12 protein-coding genes are annotated in these 17,490 nt (G+C 45.6%); 2 read left to right on the forward strand and 10 right to left on the reverse strand.

The annotated features are described in order from the left end of the window. Window positions 1–55: 55 nt before the first annotated feature. The 8 genes from IV433_RS07385 to IV433_RS07420 form a co-directional block, all read right to left on the reverse strand. On the reverse strand, window positions 56–1,159 hold the full coding sequence (locus IV433_RS07385) for a glycosyltransferase (protein WP_229893275.1): 1,104 nt from the start codon (window positions 1,157–1,159) through the stop codon (window positions 56–58). A gap of 105 nt (window positions 1,160–1,264) precedes the next feature. After that, complete coding sequence (locus tag IV433_RS07390; protein WP_195813809.1) at window positions 1,265–2,710, reverse strand: lipopolysaccharide biosynthesis protein; 1,446 nt, start codon at window positions 2,708–2,710, stop codon at window positions 1,265–1,267. Between the two features lie 56 nt (window positions 2,711–2,766). Then, window positions 2,767–4,938 (reverse strand): polysaccharide biosynthesis tyrosine autokinase, encoded by a 2,172-nt coding sequence (locus tag IV433_RS07395; RefSeq protein ID WP_195813808.1) that lies wholly within the window; start codon window positions 4,936–4,938, stop codon window positions 2,767–2,769. Between the two features lie 20 nt (window positions 4,939–4,958). Next, complete coding sequence (locus IV433_RS07400) at window positions 4,959–5,393, reverse strand: arsenate reductase/protein-tyrosine-phosphatase family protein (RefSeq protein ID WP_229893276.1); 435 nt, start codon at window positions 5,391–5,393, stop codon at window positions 4,959–4,961. After that, entirely contained in the window at window positions 5,393–6,532 is a 1,140-nt protein-coding gene (locus IV433_RS07405; RefSeq protein WP_229893277.1) for a polysaccharide export protein, read from the reverse strand. Before IV433_RS07405 ends, IV433_RS07400 begins: the two co-directional genes overlap by 1 nt. A 281-nt stretch (window positions 6,533–6,813) precedes the next feature. Next, a complete protein-coding gene (gene wbaP, locus IV433_RS07410; protein ID WP_195813806.1) occupies window positions 6,814–8,244 on the reverse strand; it encodes an undecaprenyl-phosphate galactose phosphotransferase WbaP in 1,431 nt (476 codons plus the stop codon). Between the two features lie 371 nt (window positions 8,245–8,615). After that, window positions 8,616–9,311, reverse strand: coding sequence for an EAL domain-containing protein (locus tag IV433_RS07415; RefSeq protein WP_195813805.1), 696 nt, complete (start codon window positions 9,309–9,311; stop codon window positions 8,616–8,618). An 88-nt stretch (window positions 9,312–9,399) separates the two neighbouring features. After that, on the reverse strand, window positions 9,400–9,903 hold the full coding sequence (locus IV433_RS07420) for a helix-turn-helix transcriptional regulator (protein WP_255562293.1): 504 nt from the start codon (window positions 9,901–9,903) through the stop codon (window positions 9,400–9,402). Window positions 9,904–11,148: 1,245 nt separating this feature from the next. Here IV433_RS07420 and IV433_RS07425 point away from each other — a divergent pair. Next, window positions 11,149–12,362 (forward strand): IS3 family transposase gene (locus IV433_RS07425; RefSeq protein ID WP_195813803.1). Its coding sequence is split into 2 segments (ribosomal slippage): window positions 11,149–11,491 and window positions 11,491–12,362, totalling 1,215 coding nucleotides; the frame shifts between segments, so codons are not numbered across the junction. Window positions 12,363–12,394: 32 nt separating this feature from the next. On the opposite strand, the gene IV433_RS07430 is transcribed toward IV433_RS07425, so the two are convergent. Further along, window positions 12,395–13,396, reverse strand: a complete 1,002-nt coding sequence (locus IV433_RS07430) for an IS110 family RNA-guided transposase (protein ID WP_195813802.1) — start codon at window positions 13,394–13,396, stop codon at window positions 12,395–12,397. A 476-nt stretch (window positions 13,397–13,872) separates the two neighbouring features. Here IV433_RS07430 and IV433_RS07435 point away from each other — a divergent pair, with 476 nt between their 5' ends. Continuing rightward, window positions 13,873–14,484, forward strand: a complete 612-nt coding sequence (locus IV433_RS07435; protein ID WP_195813801.1) for a flavin reductase family protein — start codon at window positions 13,873–13,875, stop codon at window positions 14,482–14,484. Window positions 14,485–14,584: 100 nt separating this feature from the next. On the opposite strand, the gene IV433_RS07440 is transcribed toward IV433_RS07435, so the two are convergent. Further along, window positions 14,585–17,293 carry a cation-transporting P-type ATPase gene (locus IV433_RS07440; RefSeq protein ID WP_195813800.1) on the reverse strand — a complete coding sequence of 903 codons (2,709 nt, stop codon included), beginning with the start codon at window positions 17,291–17,293 and terminating at the stop codon, window positions 14,585–14,587. Window positions 17,294–17,490 lie beyond the last annotated feature (197 nt).

Consider the following 17,490-nt stretch of genomic DNA (forward strand, 5'->3'; position numbering starts at 1 on the left):
ATGACATTTAAAAATAATAATCTACCTTTTCATTTCGCGATGGTGCATTACACAGTCACTTCAAGATTTCAGAATATAAATTCAATTCAGCAAGATAAGTCTCTTTAGGTGAAAATCTATCGATTATAAATTCTTTTGCTTTTAATTTTATATTATCATTATTTTCTTTAACTAATTTAAGTCTCTCGGATAATTGCTCTATATTTCCAAGTTCATAAAGATACCCAGTAATTTCATTTTCTATTAACTCTGAATTCCCACCGGAATTTGATGCAAGAACAGGGATTTCGTATAACTGTGTTTCAAAAATCACTCTCCCTAAGGGCTCTCTATCTGAAGGTACACAAACTAATTTAACATCATTCAACTGGTCTCGAACATCAGAGATAAACCCTGTAAACTCAACGCGATCTTGCAGGTTCTTATCTTTCGTAAATTTTCGTATTTCCTCATAGTAATCCTTGTCCTTTTCAGTACTCCTTGGCTCTCCGATAAAACGCAGTTTTACAGAGGGGTCATTCATTAAGAACAACGCCTTTAACACTTCCATTTGGTTCTTAACATCGGTAATTGCACCAATTACCGCAATTACATATGTACCATCATTGTTAATATTTTCAATATTTTTTTGTTTTAAAAACTTCAAATCCAATGGATTATATATGACTTTAATTTTAGACAATGAATTAGAAACACGATCAAATGTTTTTTTTACATATTCAGAGTTTGCCAGTATTACTGTTGAGAGTTGATAAATGATATTGTCTACATAGCCATGATTTGACAAATCAATACCGCATCTTGCTCGGAAGATAGTTTTTCTCCCTCTTAGCCTGAATGATGGCATAGCAAATAAACCATCATAAAATGTATTGCAATGGATAATAGAATAATTCTTACTTTTACTTAATGTTCTTAATGCTAAATTAATTCCACCAAGAAATCGTGAGTTAAATGGTTTGCTATTAATATATTTAATCTTACTTTCACTTACTCCTGATTTTAATAACTCTTTTTTATACTTGTTATTATCCTTATCTATTAAAATATTGAAGTCTATTTTATCATTTATTTTTTCTAATAAAGCGATTAAACTCCTCTGACCTCCAGCAACATCATGGCATGTATCAACGTATAATACCTTCTCTCTTTTCATCATTTCATCCCATTTAAATTCTTAAGTTAGAATATTATTATCAAAAATCAAAAAATCGACTGAAACATATTCGCGCTGCTATTTATCACATATGAAAATAGCATTCAGTTATTTTCTTTTAATAAACTTAAATCTAGCATAATTTAATACCTCCCACAGAGAGTCAACTTTAAAAATAATGCAACATATTATATAAATGGAAGCACCAACAGAAATCTTAACAAGGATGTCAATAAGTCCACCATCAAATGAAAAGTAATTTGTAGATAAAAACATCAAGAATGTAGCAGTGATAACAGGAAAAACATCTTTTAATTGTCTGAATGCACCATATCCAAACAACTTCCCAGGGTAATAAGCATTGATGAAGAAATAAAAAATGGATACAACAAAATTACTTATCACCATATACTCAAGTCCAAATGGCGCTGAAATAAACAAACCTAATATTGTCAAAGGTAGCTTTATCAAATCAATTTTCAAGTAGAGGTCAGAACGTCCGACAGCATTCAAAAGATTTGCGTTTATTGCACCAAGTGGGATAATCATACGAGAAAGAGATAACCACTGAATAATAAACACCGATGGTAGCCATTTTTCCGTCAAAAATAACCTGACAAAGGGTTCAGCAATTACGACCAACCCGACCATACAAGGGAGTACAATAAATGCCGTCATATCTAAACTTTTCTTATATATCTTCAGAAGCCTTTGTCTGTCGTCTTGAGCATCTGCCATAACTGGGAATAAAACACCTTGCAGCACATTGAATAGATTAACAGAAAGTAGATCCGGAAGATTACGTCCTTGCGAATAGAACCCGACTTCTTTACTTGTGAATATTCGTCCAATCAAGATTGAGTACGAATTATCAGATAAAACAGCAGCTAAACCAGCCAGAAAAACCTTAGAACCGAAGCTGAAAAGTTCTTTTGTTCTGGAAAATGAAAACTCCAGACTGGGTCTCCACTTTGATATTATAAAAAATAAAATTGTAACTATAGCTGAGTAAATAATTGCCTGATAAATCAATGAAAATACACCATAGCCTGCATAGGCCAAATAAATAGCAAATACTCCGCTAATTAAAACAGCCCAAAAATTCACCAGAGTTTTTAGTCTAAAATTTAGTTCAATACTCAGCTTGGCAATTTGCACTACGCTTAACGATTTAATCACTATACTAATAGATAGTAGCCTGATTACTTCTATTAGCCTATCATCTTTATAAAAACTTGCTATCTCCGGAGCAAACCAATATAGCAAGATATAAATAATCACACCTAATGTAAGATTAATATAAAAGACAGTCGAGTAGTCTAAATCTGTACGGTCCTTTTTTTGTATCAATGCCTGTGAAAAACCTCCATTTATGATTACATCTGACAGGACTAAAAAAACAGCAACCATTCCTACAAGTCCGTACTCTGCGGGTGTAATCATTCTGGCAATCATGATTCGAATTACAAACTGCCCGCCCTGTACCATAAATCTTTCAACGGCATTCCAAATCAATCCTGAAATAGTCCGTTCTTTTAAAGTTCTTGTTGTCATGTGATATTCTAATTAGTTTTTAGATTAAATGATTCATTGCCATCCTTGGCGTACTCTCATTTATTATCAGAATATGCATAGCCATAGTGGCTATACCCGTAGCCATAATAGCTACTGGCTTTTTTCACTACACTATTCAGTATGCATCCTTTGACAGGCACACCACTTTGCTCAAAGCGGCGAATACTTACTTCAACTTCTTTAACGGTGTTCATTTCAAAACGCGCTACCAACAGGGTCGTTCCTACATACCGGCCGATAATAGCGGCATCGGTTACTGCAAGAATCGGTGGCGTATCGATAATGACCAGACTGTATTTTTGCGATGCCCAGTTCACCAGTTTCCCAAAGCGCTCATGCATCAGCAATTCTGCCGGGTTTGGCGGTAATTCACCGCGTGAAATAAAATCAATACTTACCGATGATATATTCCTGACAGCATTTTCAGGTTCAACCTTGCCTGACAATATGTCTGATAACCCGTTCTCCAACCCTGTTTTAAATAATTTATGCGAATACCCTTTCCTCATATCTGCATCGATAAAGAGAACCCGTTTATTTGTTTGTGAAATAACGGCCGCAAGGTTGCTACTGATGAATGTTTTCCCCGCACTTTGACTGGGACCTGAAATCATCAATACATTATTTTTTGCTTCCATCATGGCGAAGTGAAGACTGGTGCGAAGACTACGGATGGCCTCAATAGCCAGGTCTGCTGAGTTTTCAACCGCAAGAAAGTTAGTCTCTTCACCTTTTCGCTTTTTATTCGTTGCCTTATTTTTACCTGGTTTACTTTTCTTGCTTAGCCATTCAGACAGAGGAATGCTGGCGTAAACATTGATTCCCCGCTCTTCAAGCTGTTCAGGGGAATCGATCCCATTACGCAAGAACACACGTAGCAGAACGATCCCGATAGAAATAAACGCCCCCAGGATTAGCCCCACCAGAACAACCAGAACTTTTTTAGGTTTGACGGCCTTGGGTTCCGTTACCGCCGGATCAATTATACGTACGTTACCAATTGCGCTGGATTTCGCGATGCTCAGTTCCTGCTGCCGGTTAAGTAACTGCATATAGATAGCGCGGTTAGATTCCGCGTCACGGCTCAGTCTGGCCACTTCCTGCTGCGTACCCGGCATAGCTGAAACGCTCTTATTCAGCCGGTCCCTTTCTTTAAGCAGCGTTTGGCGCTTTTCCAGCAACGCTTTGTAGGTCGGATGGTCTTTTGTATACAGCTGAGAAATCTCTGCCTCACGGAAAGTCAGCTCGTTCAGCTGACTTTCAACGTTCACGATTTGATCCAGTACAGATTTAGCTTCAAGCGAAAGATCGACAGAGTCTTTTTGCCGGCGGTAAGCATTCAATGCATCTTCTGATGTATTCAGGTCTGCGCGCACCTGCGGAAGCTGCTGGTTGAGGAAATCCAGACTTTTGGCATCCTGAGCTGCTTGCCGTGCGATATTTTGGTCCAGATAATTCTGGCTGATGCTATTCAAAATAGCCGCCGTAAGATCTCCGTTATCGCCGTTCAGTGTCAGTGTCAGGATCCCAGTATCTTTACCTTGGTCGGCGACATTGAATGCATCCAGTAAATTATTGATAGCATTCAGCTTCGTCAGATAATTAACATTAAACCGCGTTCCCGGCTGCGCCTGAATATCATTGATCATCAGCGAGATGCCTTTCTCATTAAGCAACTCACCGACCACACCTTTCAGCTCGAAGTCATCCCCTTCGACCAGATAGTGATTTTTATCTACCACCTTAACCACTATTTTCGGCACATCGCTGCCATCCTGCGGCAGATATAAACGCGTGACTGTCAGATTGCCCGGCACTTCACCGGTCAGTCTTGCCCAGCCACGCCCGAAAATCGGGAAGTATTTCTGTTGCACGACGGCCTGTAAATTCAGGTCTTCGACCGTTTTGCCCAAAATCATCCTTGACTGTAAAAGTGCTATTTCTGGGGCAGACTGCGGTTGTGCATCCGGCAAGACCTGGCTAAGGCTTTCTAAAATGGCATTGCCTTGTTTTTGTTCTACCTGAATTAATGCATCAGCCTGATAAATCGGCGTCGCAAATAGCGCATAGACCACGGCGAGCACGGTAAACAAAGCGGTTAAGCTGATGATGAGTTTGCGGTGGTCGATAAGCTCACCGATTAAGCGACCTAAATCTATTTCATCTGAATCTGGCGAAGAGGGGGTTTTAGAAATTACTGGTGACATGCGATGGTTTCCCTGATGGTTTATCCGTTCAGTTTCAGTAACCAGGACTGGCAGGCCTGATCAATTAACCGGTAAACAGATTCAAAGGCTTCCTGACTTTTGCGGTAGGGATCGGGAATTTCTCTGCTTCCGACCCAATGACCTAACAACATGATTTTGCCGCGCGCCTCAGGTGAGACACGGCTTATCTGCTCCTGATGAGATTTTTCCATCACCAGAATGAGGTCATATTGACGCCCTAGCGCAGAGGTAAATTGCGTAGCCCGGTGGCCATCAAGCTCCAGATTGTGCTTTTTAGCCACGGCAGCGGCAGACGGGTCAGCGGCGTTATCCACCAATGCCGACACACCCGCCGAATCAATTTTCCTGTCAGGTAATATCTGCCTTAATAATCTCTCCGCAATCGGAGAACGGCAGATATTGCCCGTGCAGACGATCAAAATAGAATCAAACATTACGGATTCCACTGCCGTACAAACCGGCCAGCCTCAATCAAGTCGTGTACACCCGTAATCGTCGGCACGATCTGCGAAATAACACGGTTCCAGCGTGCAATCGGTGCGGTCGTCACGTAGACAATGTCGTAGGGCTGCAACTGGAATTCCGTGCTCATCACCATCGATGAGGCATCTTTGGCATTCAGCTGGTAAATGTTGGCGATTTTCCCCTGGTTGCTGCCTTTCAGAGAACGGATAACGAAGATCCCGGAGGCGTCCGCCATGCTTTGCGAAATGCCCTCGGAATTCCCCAAAGCCTCGGCCAGCGTCATACCGCTGCGGTCCATTTTGAGCGTGCTTTGTTTCCCGACTTCTCCCATCACAAACACTTTCAGGTCGTCGTTGCGCGGCACAAAAAGAATATCGCCCGGATACAGCAACCGGTTCTGCGTCAGGTCACCCTTCTGCATCAGCGCGTGTAATGAAATGGAGGTGTCCTGCCCGTTGTGGTTCAGCACCACGTTTCGCCAGTCGGCGTCCGGCGCTAAGCCGCCCGCGGCATTTATCGCATCAATAATGGTGAGAGGAATATTGGTAATCGGCTGCTGGCCGGATTTGATCACTTCGCCGGTTGTATACACTTTCTGGGAACGGAAAGCGGCGATGCTGACATCAACCTGCGGGCTCTCAATATAGGTCGCCAGCTTACTGCTGATGTCCTGCCGCACCTGGCTGACCGTCTTGCCGGTGACCTTTAATTTGCCAATATACGGATAGAAAATCGTGCCATCGGAATTGACCCAGTTACCCGTGTCACTCGCGCTGCGGTATTGCCCCGCAGGTGTCGTCAGCTCAGGGTGATCCCAGACGGTAACCATTAATACGTCGCCGACGCCGATATGGTATTCATAATTTTTTAACTGCTGGTCTAGCTGCGGATTAGGCCGCGCCATGACCGATGCAGGCCGTAAATTGTCTACCAGTGTTGGTGTCAGAGGATAAATATTGACGAGTTTATCAATATTGTAATTATTGTCCGGCTGTTCAACGACGTTCTTTCCCACTGTGTTCAAATGCTGTCCCGGAATCACAGTACAACCGCTTAGCAAGCCGAACGTAGATATCATTATCGAAATATTAAAAAAGCTATTTTTCATTATCTCACATCATCTGTAGTTCAGGTTTAATATCTGCCTCTCAACGAGACTTCCTATTCCAATCGGGCAATGTCGATTGCTCATTACTGTGCGTAGATATTAAAAAAATATAAAAACACTTTCATATCAATGCGTTTACGCGCTGGTAAATAGCGCGTATTCAATGCGTTGAACAAAAAGTTAAATTTAAAGTTTATTCTGTGAGGTCTGTCTGATGAATTTATAAAACCACCATTAACATAAAAACAAACCAGCGGCATTACCGCCGGTTATTATAAAAATTAATAAGCACCTTCTTTACGAAGAACAACACCTACGGTTTTGAACAAAATGGCAATGTCATTCCACATAGACCAGTTTTTTACATACCACGCATCAAGATAAACGCGGGTGGAATAATCCACTTCACTGCGGCCACTCACCTGCCAGAGCCCCGTCATCCCCGGTTTACTCAGCAGGTAATATTCCACTTCATCGTAATAACGTCCCAGCTCAGCGGTAATAATCGGCCGCGGCCCGACCAGACTCATTTCTCCTTTCAACACGTTAAATAACTGCGGTAATTCATCCAGGCTGGTGCGGCGCAGGAACTGTCCGATAGAAGTAATGCGCGGATCATTTCTAAGCTTGAATGTCAGGTCCCACTCCTCACGCGCCTGCGGATCGGTTTCTAATAACGTTTCCAGCACTTCTTTAGAGTTGATGACCATCGAACGGAACTTCAGGCATTTAAACGGTTTGCCGGATTGTCCGATCCGCTCGTGCCCGTAAATCGCCGGGCCGCCGTCTTTTCTTACCTTACGGCTGATGTAAATCAGCAGCGGCGACAGCAAGGCGATGATGGCCAGAGAGGCGGCGATATCGAATGCGCGCTTAGTCACCCGCGAAGACCATTTGGCCAGGTTCTGATGTACCCGGAATATCATCACTTCATGGCTAAAGATAAATGACATATCGGTGTTATCCAGCGGCATGCCGCGCAGCGTCGGGATGACGGACACAGAACGGAAGCCGTTAATCATGAAAACCCGCAGCCAGGCGTTACGTATACCACTCTGGTGCGACTCGACGGCCACAATGAATTGGGTTTTCTTATCGACGTTCGCCCGCACCCATTTCTCATCCGACGGCATAATCGCAACGTTGTCGATTTTATCGCCGGGCTTGTCCTGAGGTTCACTCGAGATAAATCGTGTGACTCGCAGACCGAGATTTTTGTCGGCTTTAATCGCATTATAGGCTTCTCTCGCATTTGCACCGCTGCCGATAATAATGGCGTCGCGCTGCCAGCAGCCCAGATTATTGAGCGTGCGTTTGGTGAGCATTCTCGCCACGGGCACCAGAACCAGCACCAACATCCAGGTCAGCACAAAGAGATAACGTGAAAAATACCATTTGGCGAAGGCAATCACGGCAATTTCAATTAAGGCGAAAATCAGTAAAGTGCGAAGGATTTCTTTAAGTTCAAACCAGAATGTTTTGCGGTAGTAATAATGTCGCAACCGCAGGTGAAACCACCCGACACAACAAATTGCCAGCAAGGTGTGCAGCGCAATCCATCCCGACGTCTGGGCATCAGGAATACGCAGTTCAAAATGCGTCATCACATGGCTGAGGATCCATTTAGCCAGATACAGAGAGAGGGTAAAGCTGAGGAAGTCGGATATGGCGAGTAATAAACTCGACCAAAGGTTTCTGGTGAGATATGTCATATACCCCTCACAACGCTGTGTGATAAAAATGATTCTCCGCGTCCGGGAAATTCATTTTCATGATGATAAATGAAATGCTGCAAGTCAGCTTATCAGCATCCGTCTTTCTAATTTTTGGAGGATTTTAAATTTTAGCGTGAGGTGTTCAGCCAGTGAAATAAATACAAAGCCCCGTCACTCCCAATGAATAACAGGTCAGCATTCCCTGTTATTTTTAGCTATGCTACCGCCCCTGGTTTACGGCCACCAATTTGCCAAAATATTTTTCCAATAGTTTTCCGCGCAGGGAAGCCTCGCCATTAAATATCAGGCGAAACTTCCTCAGCGTTTACAAAGGTCATCAATGCTTTAAAACTTTATGGCGATAAGACTCAGCTATTCGAAAAAAATGACTGAATCAGTTCCTCCTGATTATAGGAGGACCACAATATTCCCTGCATGCCATGAATATTGCTGCCCGTTAGATATTCTACATGTTGTGCATTTTCGACACCTTTAACAATAACGCCCTGACAGTAAGGCGTGAGGTGTTCAATCGTTTTTCTAAAGGACTGGGTTCCCTGGTGTTGCCAAAAAAAACTTTCGTCGATCTTTATATATTCAAACGATTCGTTCATAACCAGTGAAAGGCTGGTGTTCCCGGCCCCAAAGTTGTCTAACCATAAAGTACAGAATGCTGATAATGACCGGATTACCTTACGCGGAGCTTCCTGCGTAAACTCCGGGAAATTCTGATCCACTTCCAGCCTGATAAAGCGGTGTTGCTCTAACACGTTCCGCAGTGCTGTGTTGCTCACGATATGACAGGCGATGTCATAATCGATATTTACGGATAATAGAAAATCATTATCGGTAAATATGTTGGCATTGACGCAGGCAAGAGTGACCTGGTTGAAAAATACTTTTATCTTATCTTCGGGAGATAACTTATATTCATAACCATCTGAATCTGATTGACTTTCTACTTTGTACGATCTTCTTACTAATTCGAAACCCAGTAAGCCACCGGATGCTGTGACGATAGGTTCAAAAATATGTCCCGGATAACCACGTGTGACCGATTGCATACCGTCCCCTGAAATAAACAGCAATAGCCGAATAAAACTGATTCAAAGTAGAAATTATCTTTAATGCTCTTTATTTTTATCGGTTAACTCAACTTCCTACAGCATGTCGGTGTAAAAAGAACAATGCCGAACTGCTGCTGGCATCCACACCTATTTTTCTTAATGAATTGCATTTGTGCACGCTGATAGTTTTCACACTCAGTTTCAGTATATTTGAGATGCTGGTGACAGAAAGGCCGGACATCATCATCACCAAAACCTTCTCTTCCATTCGCGTGATATTATAATTAAACGCCTCCTTGTTTATCGGGGTACCGCGCAGCTGGATAAACTGTTCCACGGCATTCTCCACATCGGATAAATCTTTTTTCTTCTTCAGAAATTTAAATTCTTTTTTCAGAAGAAGTTCAAGCATCAGGACATCCACCGCCGAAGACACAATGAGTATCCGTTCCGGGTCCAAAACATTCAGATTCTCTCTCAAAAACTCGTAGCATTTGTGGAAACCGCCCGCTGACGGGTCAATGATCAGATAATCCTTTGTATACAATTGCACCTGTTCGCTTTGGTCAAAGGAAATGACACCGTTCACGTAAGGCACCTTCTTGGAGATTATTTCTTTCAACGCCAGTTTCGTAAACTGGCACTCACTCCAGATAATTACCCGAGGCATTGGGCCGCCTAATTTTGTGGTTTTAAAAACGCTAAAACTCTACTCCGGGAGAACGGGGGAGAATAAAGCACTTTCAGAACGATATAAAGAAAACGAAGTTTACCTGCGTTTTAATTCATATTTTTCCTTTCCAGTGACTGTATGTAGAGTAATACGCAGCGGAAACTCTTCAAATCGTTTTTCTCGCTCATAATCACGAGCAACAATAGGTTTGACCGATCGATTTACACATTCTTATCGTTATTAACCTACCTCTTTCCTAGGCGAATTCTTACTTATCTTCCTAATGATTCACAGAAATGTGAGCTATACGACGCTTTTGACTGATATGACTGCAAAAATCTAAGAACTATCTTATTAGGAACTAATCGCATTCTCACGAATTTGTTTACACCCGATTTAGTCTAAATATTTACACTACAACAGAGCATTATTCTTTTTTAGTGCAAATTTTGGTTTTAATTTTCACCAAAATTAAACATCCATATTTCAAAATTGGGTTATTTTCTGAAAAACTCTGTTAAAAAACTAAACTATTGGAATTTTGTACATGCTTATGGCACAAAAATAACTTTTTTCTAATTCAGATAATTACCTAGGAGTTATCTTAAAGAGACCACTAAATATACTTAGTGCTTTATTTTCAAGCCGCTTTAGGAATTTTATTACTCAACTATAATTTTCCTAATCAAGAAGAGTCTTAAGCGCAATAGCATTAATTGCTAAATAAGGGTGAAGATTCTGGCAGATAGCCGCAGTAATGCGCCTGTAAAACCCTGCAAGCAAAATGAACAGCAATAACGTACTGACGGCAGGCATAAAAATCTATGGTCACCCCCATTTTTGCAACACCGATTTTGATTTATGATGGGCTTGCTTAAATCTATACGGCGTCTGATGGGTAACTCTACGTTGCCCGCGCCACGATGAAGTCCGCACCTGCTGAACCTTAAAAAACCGACGGCTTCAAAGAGCCATTTTTTATGTCAGGTTCATCCGCAGGTCGCTGTGCCGTTCATGTCATCAATAATCAGTCTTCGCAAAACCAGATGGTAACCCGGTAATACCTCAGAGCTAACAGCCGCTAACTGTTAGCTCTTTTTATTGGCTTGACCCGTCCTAAATAGCGTTGACACATTTAACTCGTATATTGAGGAAAATGTGATGAACCAATATGTTAAACGTACCCAACGCGATTACTCTCTATCCTTTAAATTGGCCGTAGTCGAACAGGTCGAAAAAGGCGAAATGACTTACCGCGAGGCGCAAGACCGGTATGGTATTCAAGGCAGCCACACCGTCATGAAATGGTTGCGAAAATACGGTCAACTTGACTGGTACCCTCCTTCTCCTGCAAGAACGTGCGGAGCCAACATGCCAAAATTACCTCTTACTCCCGAGCAGAGAATTAAAGAACTCGAACAGCAACTTGCTGAATCTGAAGTTAAAGCGCAGTTTTTCGAAGCCGTCGTGAAGGTCATGAACACGGAGTTCGGAGCCACGCTAACAAAAAAGCAGCTGGCCACCTTATCGCGCAAGCACAAACGCCGGGACTCACAGTAACGCGTGCTTGCCAGTTCATAGGGATTAGCCGACAGGCGTGGTATCAGTCTTTACAACGTGAGCGCGGAAGAGAAAGACAGGCGCGACAAGTCGTTGAACACGTCATGGACATTCGGCGGCACCAGCCCCGGTTGGGCACGCGCAAATTGCATTACTTGTTGCGGCAGCAGCCAGAACCGGCGTTACACGTTGGTCGGGATCGTCTGTTCCAGATACTGCGTTGCTCGCGGTTACTGGTCATGCCAAAACGGGCGTATCACAAAACGACGAATAGCCATCATCGCTTTTATCGTCACCCTAATTTGTTGAAGTCAGGAGAAAAGCAGGTTATTGCCTGCCGTCCGGAGCAGGTATGGGTAGCGGATATTACGTACCTTCCCCTACGTAACGGAACGGCGTACGTCAGCCTGGTCACCGACGCCTGGTCGAGGAAAATCGTGGGGTATCATGTACATGAAAGTCTGCATACCCATCATGTGGCGAATGCGCTGAAAATGGCGCTGGCGAGCAGACGCAGCACATGTCCGCTGGTGCATCACTCGGATCGTGGTATCCAGTACTGTTCAAAGGAATATCAGGCGCTACATGAGCGACATGGCGTGATCTGCTCAATGACGGACGGATATGACTGTTATCAGAACGCGCTGGCGGAGCGGGTAAATGGGATATTGAAAATGGAATATCTGCTTGTTAAACCGGCAGATATCATGCAGGCAAGAAAGATGGTCAGGGAGTCGGTGGAAATCTACAACACGCAGCGGCCCCATCAGTCGTTAAAATACAAAACGCCCGATGAAGTTCATCGGGCGTTTTGAGGCTGAAAAGTGTCAACCTATATCAGGACTGGTCAGCTAAAGGCGGTACGATGTGCCGTCACCGCCCAGGCTATTCGGGCCAGTTTATTGGCTAATCCGCAGGCCACCACGTTTGAGTGATGCCGCGTCTGCTGTACCTTCACCCACTCAGCCAGTCGCCCCGGATTATGCTCGAGCCGCTGCATAAAAACCCGTGCGCACTGGACTAAAAGCCGTCGCAGATTTTTATCCCCTCGCTTACTTATCCCCATCAGCGTCGTTTTTCCTCCCGTGCTGTACTGTCGCGGGACCAGCCCCGTCGAAGCGGCAAAGTCCCGACTGCTGGCGTAGTTTTTCCCATCGCACAGCTTCGTTGCCAGAAGGCTGGCCGTTATCATTCCGACGCCAGGGATGGTCAGCAAACGCTGTGCGGTATCATCTTCCGCCATGTGCGTTTTTAGCTCCTGTTCGAGCCCTTCAATCTGTTCGCTGAGATAGGAATAATGCTGATGAAGCCGGAGAAGCAGGCGGGTTAAATAAGGGGGAAATTGATGTTCTTCAAGCACCGCGGACAGACGCCGGATAACGGCAATGCCGCGCGGCATACTTATCCCGAACTCCAGCAGGAAAGCGTGCATTTGGTTAGTGGTTTTGACGCGCTCCCTGACAAGTGCATCACGAACGCGATGCAGTGCAGACATCGCCTGCTGGTCTTCCGTTCGTGGCGTAACGAAGCGCATAGAGGGCCGCGATGCCGCTTCACAGATAGCTTCTGCATCAATAAAATCATTCTTGTTACTTTTTACAAAAGGCCGAACAAACTGCGGTGAAATGAGCCTAACCTGATGGCCGAGCTGGCTGATGTGTCGGGCCATAAAGTGCGCGCCGGCGCAGGACTCCATCACAACGGTGGCGGCAGAACATGTGGAAAGAAAGGCGGTTAACTGGGTGCGAGAAAACTTCTTACGTAGCAATGCATGGCCGCTTTTATCCTGAGCGTGGACATGGAACGAATGCTTGCCGAGGTCGATACCGATGAGCGTAACGTTTTGCATGATGATCCCCTTCAGAAAGAAAAACACCCTGTCAGCGTACCGCTCACAGGGTGGGGGTGACCATCTCATTAAACCCGCCTCGTGGCGGGTTGTTTGCGGGCTAATTAATCGATTTAACAATGCTGAAGCACGGCAGGAAATTGAATTTATAACCTTCACGCGGCCAGTTTCCGATGACGCTGGCTCCCTGTTCCGTGGCGGCGTGATAAAAAACCTTATTGCTCACAGGCCAGCAGTGCCTTTCCGGCTCCGCCATAGCGGCTCCTTTCGATCTGCACTCCGACGATTTCAAAAACGGCCAGCCGCTTCCTGTTTCGATTGTCGGAGACGAGCAGAATATTCGGCCTAAAAAATGAAGCCAGGAGCCACTTAGACAGGGTGGCATTTAGGGTTGAACTGGCATATTTCGTTCTCTGGCGAAACATGAGTATGTTAATGAAAATATGCTCATCCTTCTGACAAATAAGGGGGTAGGTATGAGCACACAACGGGTCGATTTACTTTCTCTGTACTTTGGAAATCCAGTAGCAATTTTATCCAGTCAGAATGATGACGGAACAACAAACCTAAGCCCGATATCTTCATGGTGGATACTCGATCAGAGCATCGTCTTCGGCCTTGGAACGTCAGGAAAGTGCTATGAAAATTTGATAAAACGCCCTGAAGTTGTTCTGAATATTCCTGACAGTTCTTTGTGGGAAAATGTTGAGTTCTTAGCAGCAACGACAGGAAAGGAGTCTCTACCCGATTCCAAGAAAAAAATGGGGTACTATTTTGAGAGTGATAAATTTTCATGCAGCGGCCTGACAGAAACAGAAAGTCATGACATTAAGCCGGGAAGAATAAAGGAATGCCCTGTTCAAATAGAAACCAGGGTCGTCAACGCGATGTTTCTGGGTAGCCACAGGAATGAGATGATATCAATGGAAGCGAAAGTGTTAAATGTTCATGTATCAGAAGAAATGCTGAAACTGGAAACGGGCAATGTCAGGTTTAATGTCGGGAAATGGAAGCCTCTGTATTACGTTTTCCGTCATTATTTTTCCCTGGGCGAAGCGCTCGGGAAAAACTTCAGATGCAGTGAGTAGAAAGCTTTCACTTCATAAGCCTTAACCTGACACAAAAATCCGGCTTGCGAAAAAAACATCCTGAACGGCTACCTTCGCCGTTCAGGATATGGGTTTCTCTCTAACTCTTACGCCAGCCGCGCGTCAGCACTTTCTCTATCTCGACAATCACGAACAGCGCGACGCCGATCAGCAGGCCGATGATCCAGTAGATAAACGGCAGCGGGCGCGTACCGAACAGTGTGTTCATCAGCGGCACATAAATAATGATTGCCTGAAGCGCGAACAGTACAACGGTGACAATCCAGATCCCTTTATTTTCCAGCAGCCCGCGGCTGAGGGAGAAGTTATCCGAATCGCGACAGTTGATCATGTAAACCCACTGCGCGGTCACCAGCGTCTGCAATAGCACGGTACGGATGAATTCCGGTTCATATCCACGCGGTTGCAGCCAGGCTTCCAGCATGAAGGCGCTGACGGAAATCAGCAAACCGACGAACGCCACGCGCCAGATGGCATATTTGTCCATCACGTGTGCGCTGACGTTACGCGGCGGACGGCGCATCACGCGGCTTTCCGCCTCTTCAAACGCCAGACCAAATGACAGCGTGGCCGAGGTTGCCATGTTCATCCAGAGAATTTGTACCGGCGTTAACGGCAGAAAATTCCCCATCAGAATGGCGATAATAATCAGCAACCCTTGCGCCAGGTTGGTCGGCATAATAAAGAGAATGGTTTTTTTCAGGTTGTCATAAACCCGGCGCCCTTCCCTGACCGCGTTGGCGATGGTGGCAAAGTTGTCATCCACCAGGATCATATCCGCCGATTCCTTGGTCACTTCCGTCCCTTTGATCCCCATCGCGATACCGACGTTCGCCTGTTTCAGCGCTGGCGCATCGTTCACGCCGTCGCCGGTCATCCCGACAATTTCACCGGTTTCCTGCAACGCTTTTACCAGCCGCAGTTTATGTTCCGGGCTGGTGCGGGCGAAGATATCAAACAGCGTCGCGGCAACCCGCAGCTGATCGTCATTCATATGCTCCAGTTCATACCCGGTGATCGAGTTTTCGCTGTTGCCGATCCCGAGCATTTTACCGATTGCCATCGCGGTTTCCTGATGGTCACCGGTGATCATCTTGACGCGGATCCCCGCCTGCTGACATTCACCGATCGCCACAATCGCTTCCGGACGCGGCGGATCCATCATGCCTGCAATGCCAATCAGTACCATGCCGTGGCTGAGTTCCGGGTGATCGAGCGCCGTCACCGGCTGATCCACCGGCTTCCAGGCCGCCGCCACCATACGCAAACCTTCGCTGGCGTATCGGGTAATCGCCGATTCCCAATAGGCGTGATCTAACGGAACGGCACCGTCCGGCGTCTGCTGATACTGGCAAAGTTTCAGCAAAACATCCGGTGCGCCGGTGAGCATAATCTGAGCCTCACCGTTTTTATCGCCCGCCACCGCCATGTATTTGTAGAGCGAATCGAATGGAATTTTGCTGCTCAGGTTAAACGGCAATTCCGGCAAATGCGCCTTCGCGGCCAGCACTTTCAGCGCGCCTTCCGTCGGCCCGCCGGTAATGCCCCAGTGGCCCTGCGCGTCCTGTTTTAACGTGCTGTCATTACAGATATCGACCGTGCGCAGGAATTGCGTCAGCAACGGCGAGGAATCTGGCGGCACCTGCGCCGCCGAACCGGCAAGAGAAAAACTGCCCATCGGTTCGTAGCTGTTGCCTTCGACGGTCCAGACGTTATCGGCCAGAATCACCGCTTTCACGGTCATTTCATTCATGGTCAGCGTGCCGGTTTTATCCGAACAAATCACTGACATTGCGCCGAGGGTTTCGACCGTCGGCAGCTTACGGATAATGGCTTTGGAACGCGCCATCGCCTGCACGCCGAGCGACAAGATGATCGAGATAATCGCCGGCAGCCCTTCCGGAACGGCGGCTACGGCCAGGCTGATGACCGAAAGCAGCAGCTCGCCAAACGGAATATCGCGCAGCAGGAAACCGAAGATCAGCAGCGCCACCATCATGAACAGAATGATGATAAAAATGGATTTACCCAGTTTATCTATCTGCACCAGCAGCGGCGTTTTGTTGTCTTCAATCGAGGAAAGCATTTCATTGATGTGGCCGAGTTCCGTCTGGCCACCGGTGGCAAACACCACGCCGCTGGCAGTCCCGGAGCTGACGGTCGTTCCCGAGAACGCAAGGTTTTTGCGGTCGCCGATGGATTTCTCGCCTTCCAGCGAATCGGTTTTTTTCGAGACGACGGTGGATTCGCCGGTCAGAATCGCTTCTTCAACACGCAGGTTGTGCACGTCAATCAGGCGTAAATCGGCAGGAATTTTGTCGCCGGGGCGTAACAGAACAATATCTCCCGGCACAATTTCGTCGGTTCCCACGGTAACCTGTTGTCCACCGCGTAATACCAGCGCCTCACTGGAGAGCATATTCTGGATGCTCTTCAATGATTTTTCAGCGTTATTTTCCTGGATGAAGCCGATAAGCGCATTGATAACTGCCACCGCTAATATCACCAGCGTGTCGACCCAGTGCCCCATTATTGCGGTGACCACACCCGCGGCCAGTAATATATAAATCAGGATGTCTTTAAAGTGAGAGATAAACTTAATAAATAAAGACTTACCTTCTTTTTGCGGCAGAACATTCGGGCCGTAATGTTGCAGTTTGTTTTTGGCTTCTTCGGGTGTCAGCCCGGCTGGCCCGGATTGAAGCCCGGCCAGGCTCTCTTCTACGGTGTGCTGATACCACAATTTTTCCGATGTTTTATTACCGGAAGCTGGTGCTGGATTATTCATGATGCCTGACTCCTTGACCCCTGAAATGGTTCATGAATGAAGCGGATAATGAATTAATTGTCGTGTTGATTCTGGCAAGATACCTAAAGCTGTATAAACTATAATATACCGTGTTAAATAGTGTTAACGGGTTGCCTGAAAAAACAAATTATTAAAGAAAAACAATAAGTCACCGCACAGTTCCAATGGGAATACGT

The organism is Rahnella laticis (assembly GCF_015644585.1).
Lineage (GTDB): Bacteria > Pseudomonadota > Gammaproteobacteria > Enterobacterales > Enterobacteriaceae > Rahnella > Rahnella laticis.

Bases quoted from the DNA above. Each gene is read 5' to 3' on its own strand.
- IV433_RS07385 (WP_229893275.1), bottom strand. From the start codon at position 1,159: ATGATGAAAAGAGAGAAGGTATTATACGTTGATACATGCCATGATGTT.
- IV433_RS07390 (WP_195813809.1), bottom strand. From the start codon at position 2,710: ATGACAACAAGAACTTTAAAAGAACGGACTATTTCAGGATTGATTTGG.
- IV433_RS07395 (WP_195813808.1), bottom strand. From the start codon at position 4,938: ATGTCACCAGTAATTTCTAAAACCCCCTCTTCGCCAGATTCAGATGAA.
- IV433_RS07400 (WP_229893276.1), bottom strand. From the start codon at position 5,393: ATGTTTGATTCTATTTTGATCGTCTGCACGGGCAATATCTGCCGTTCT.
- IV433_RS07405 (WP_229893277.1), bottom strand. From the start codon at position 6,532: ATGAAAAATAGCTTTTTTAATATTTCGATAATGATATCTACGTTCGGC.
- wbaP (WP_195813806.1), bottom strand. From the start codon at position 8,244: ATGACATATCTCACCAGAAACCTTTGGTCGAGTTTATTACTCGCCATA.
- IV433_RS07415 (WP_195813805.1), bottom strand. From the start codon at position 9,311: ATGCAATCGGTCACACGTGGTTATCCGGGACATATTTTTGAACCTATC.
- IV433_RS07430 (WP_195813802.1), bottom strand. From the start codon at position 13,396: ATGCAAAACGTTACGCTCATCGGTATCGACCTCGGCAAGCATTCGTTC.
- IV433_RS07435 (WP_195813801.1), top strand. From the start codon at position 13,873: ATGAGCACACAACGGGTCGATTTACTTTCTCTGTACTTTGGAAATCCA.
- IV433_RS07440 (WP_195813800.1), bottom strand. From the start codon at position 17,293: ATGAATAATCCAGCACCAGCTTCCGGTAATAAAACATCGGAAAAATTG.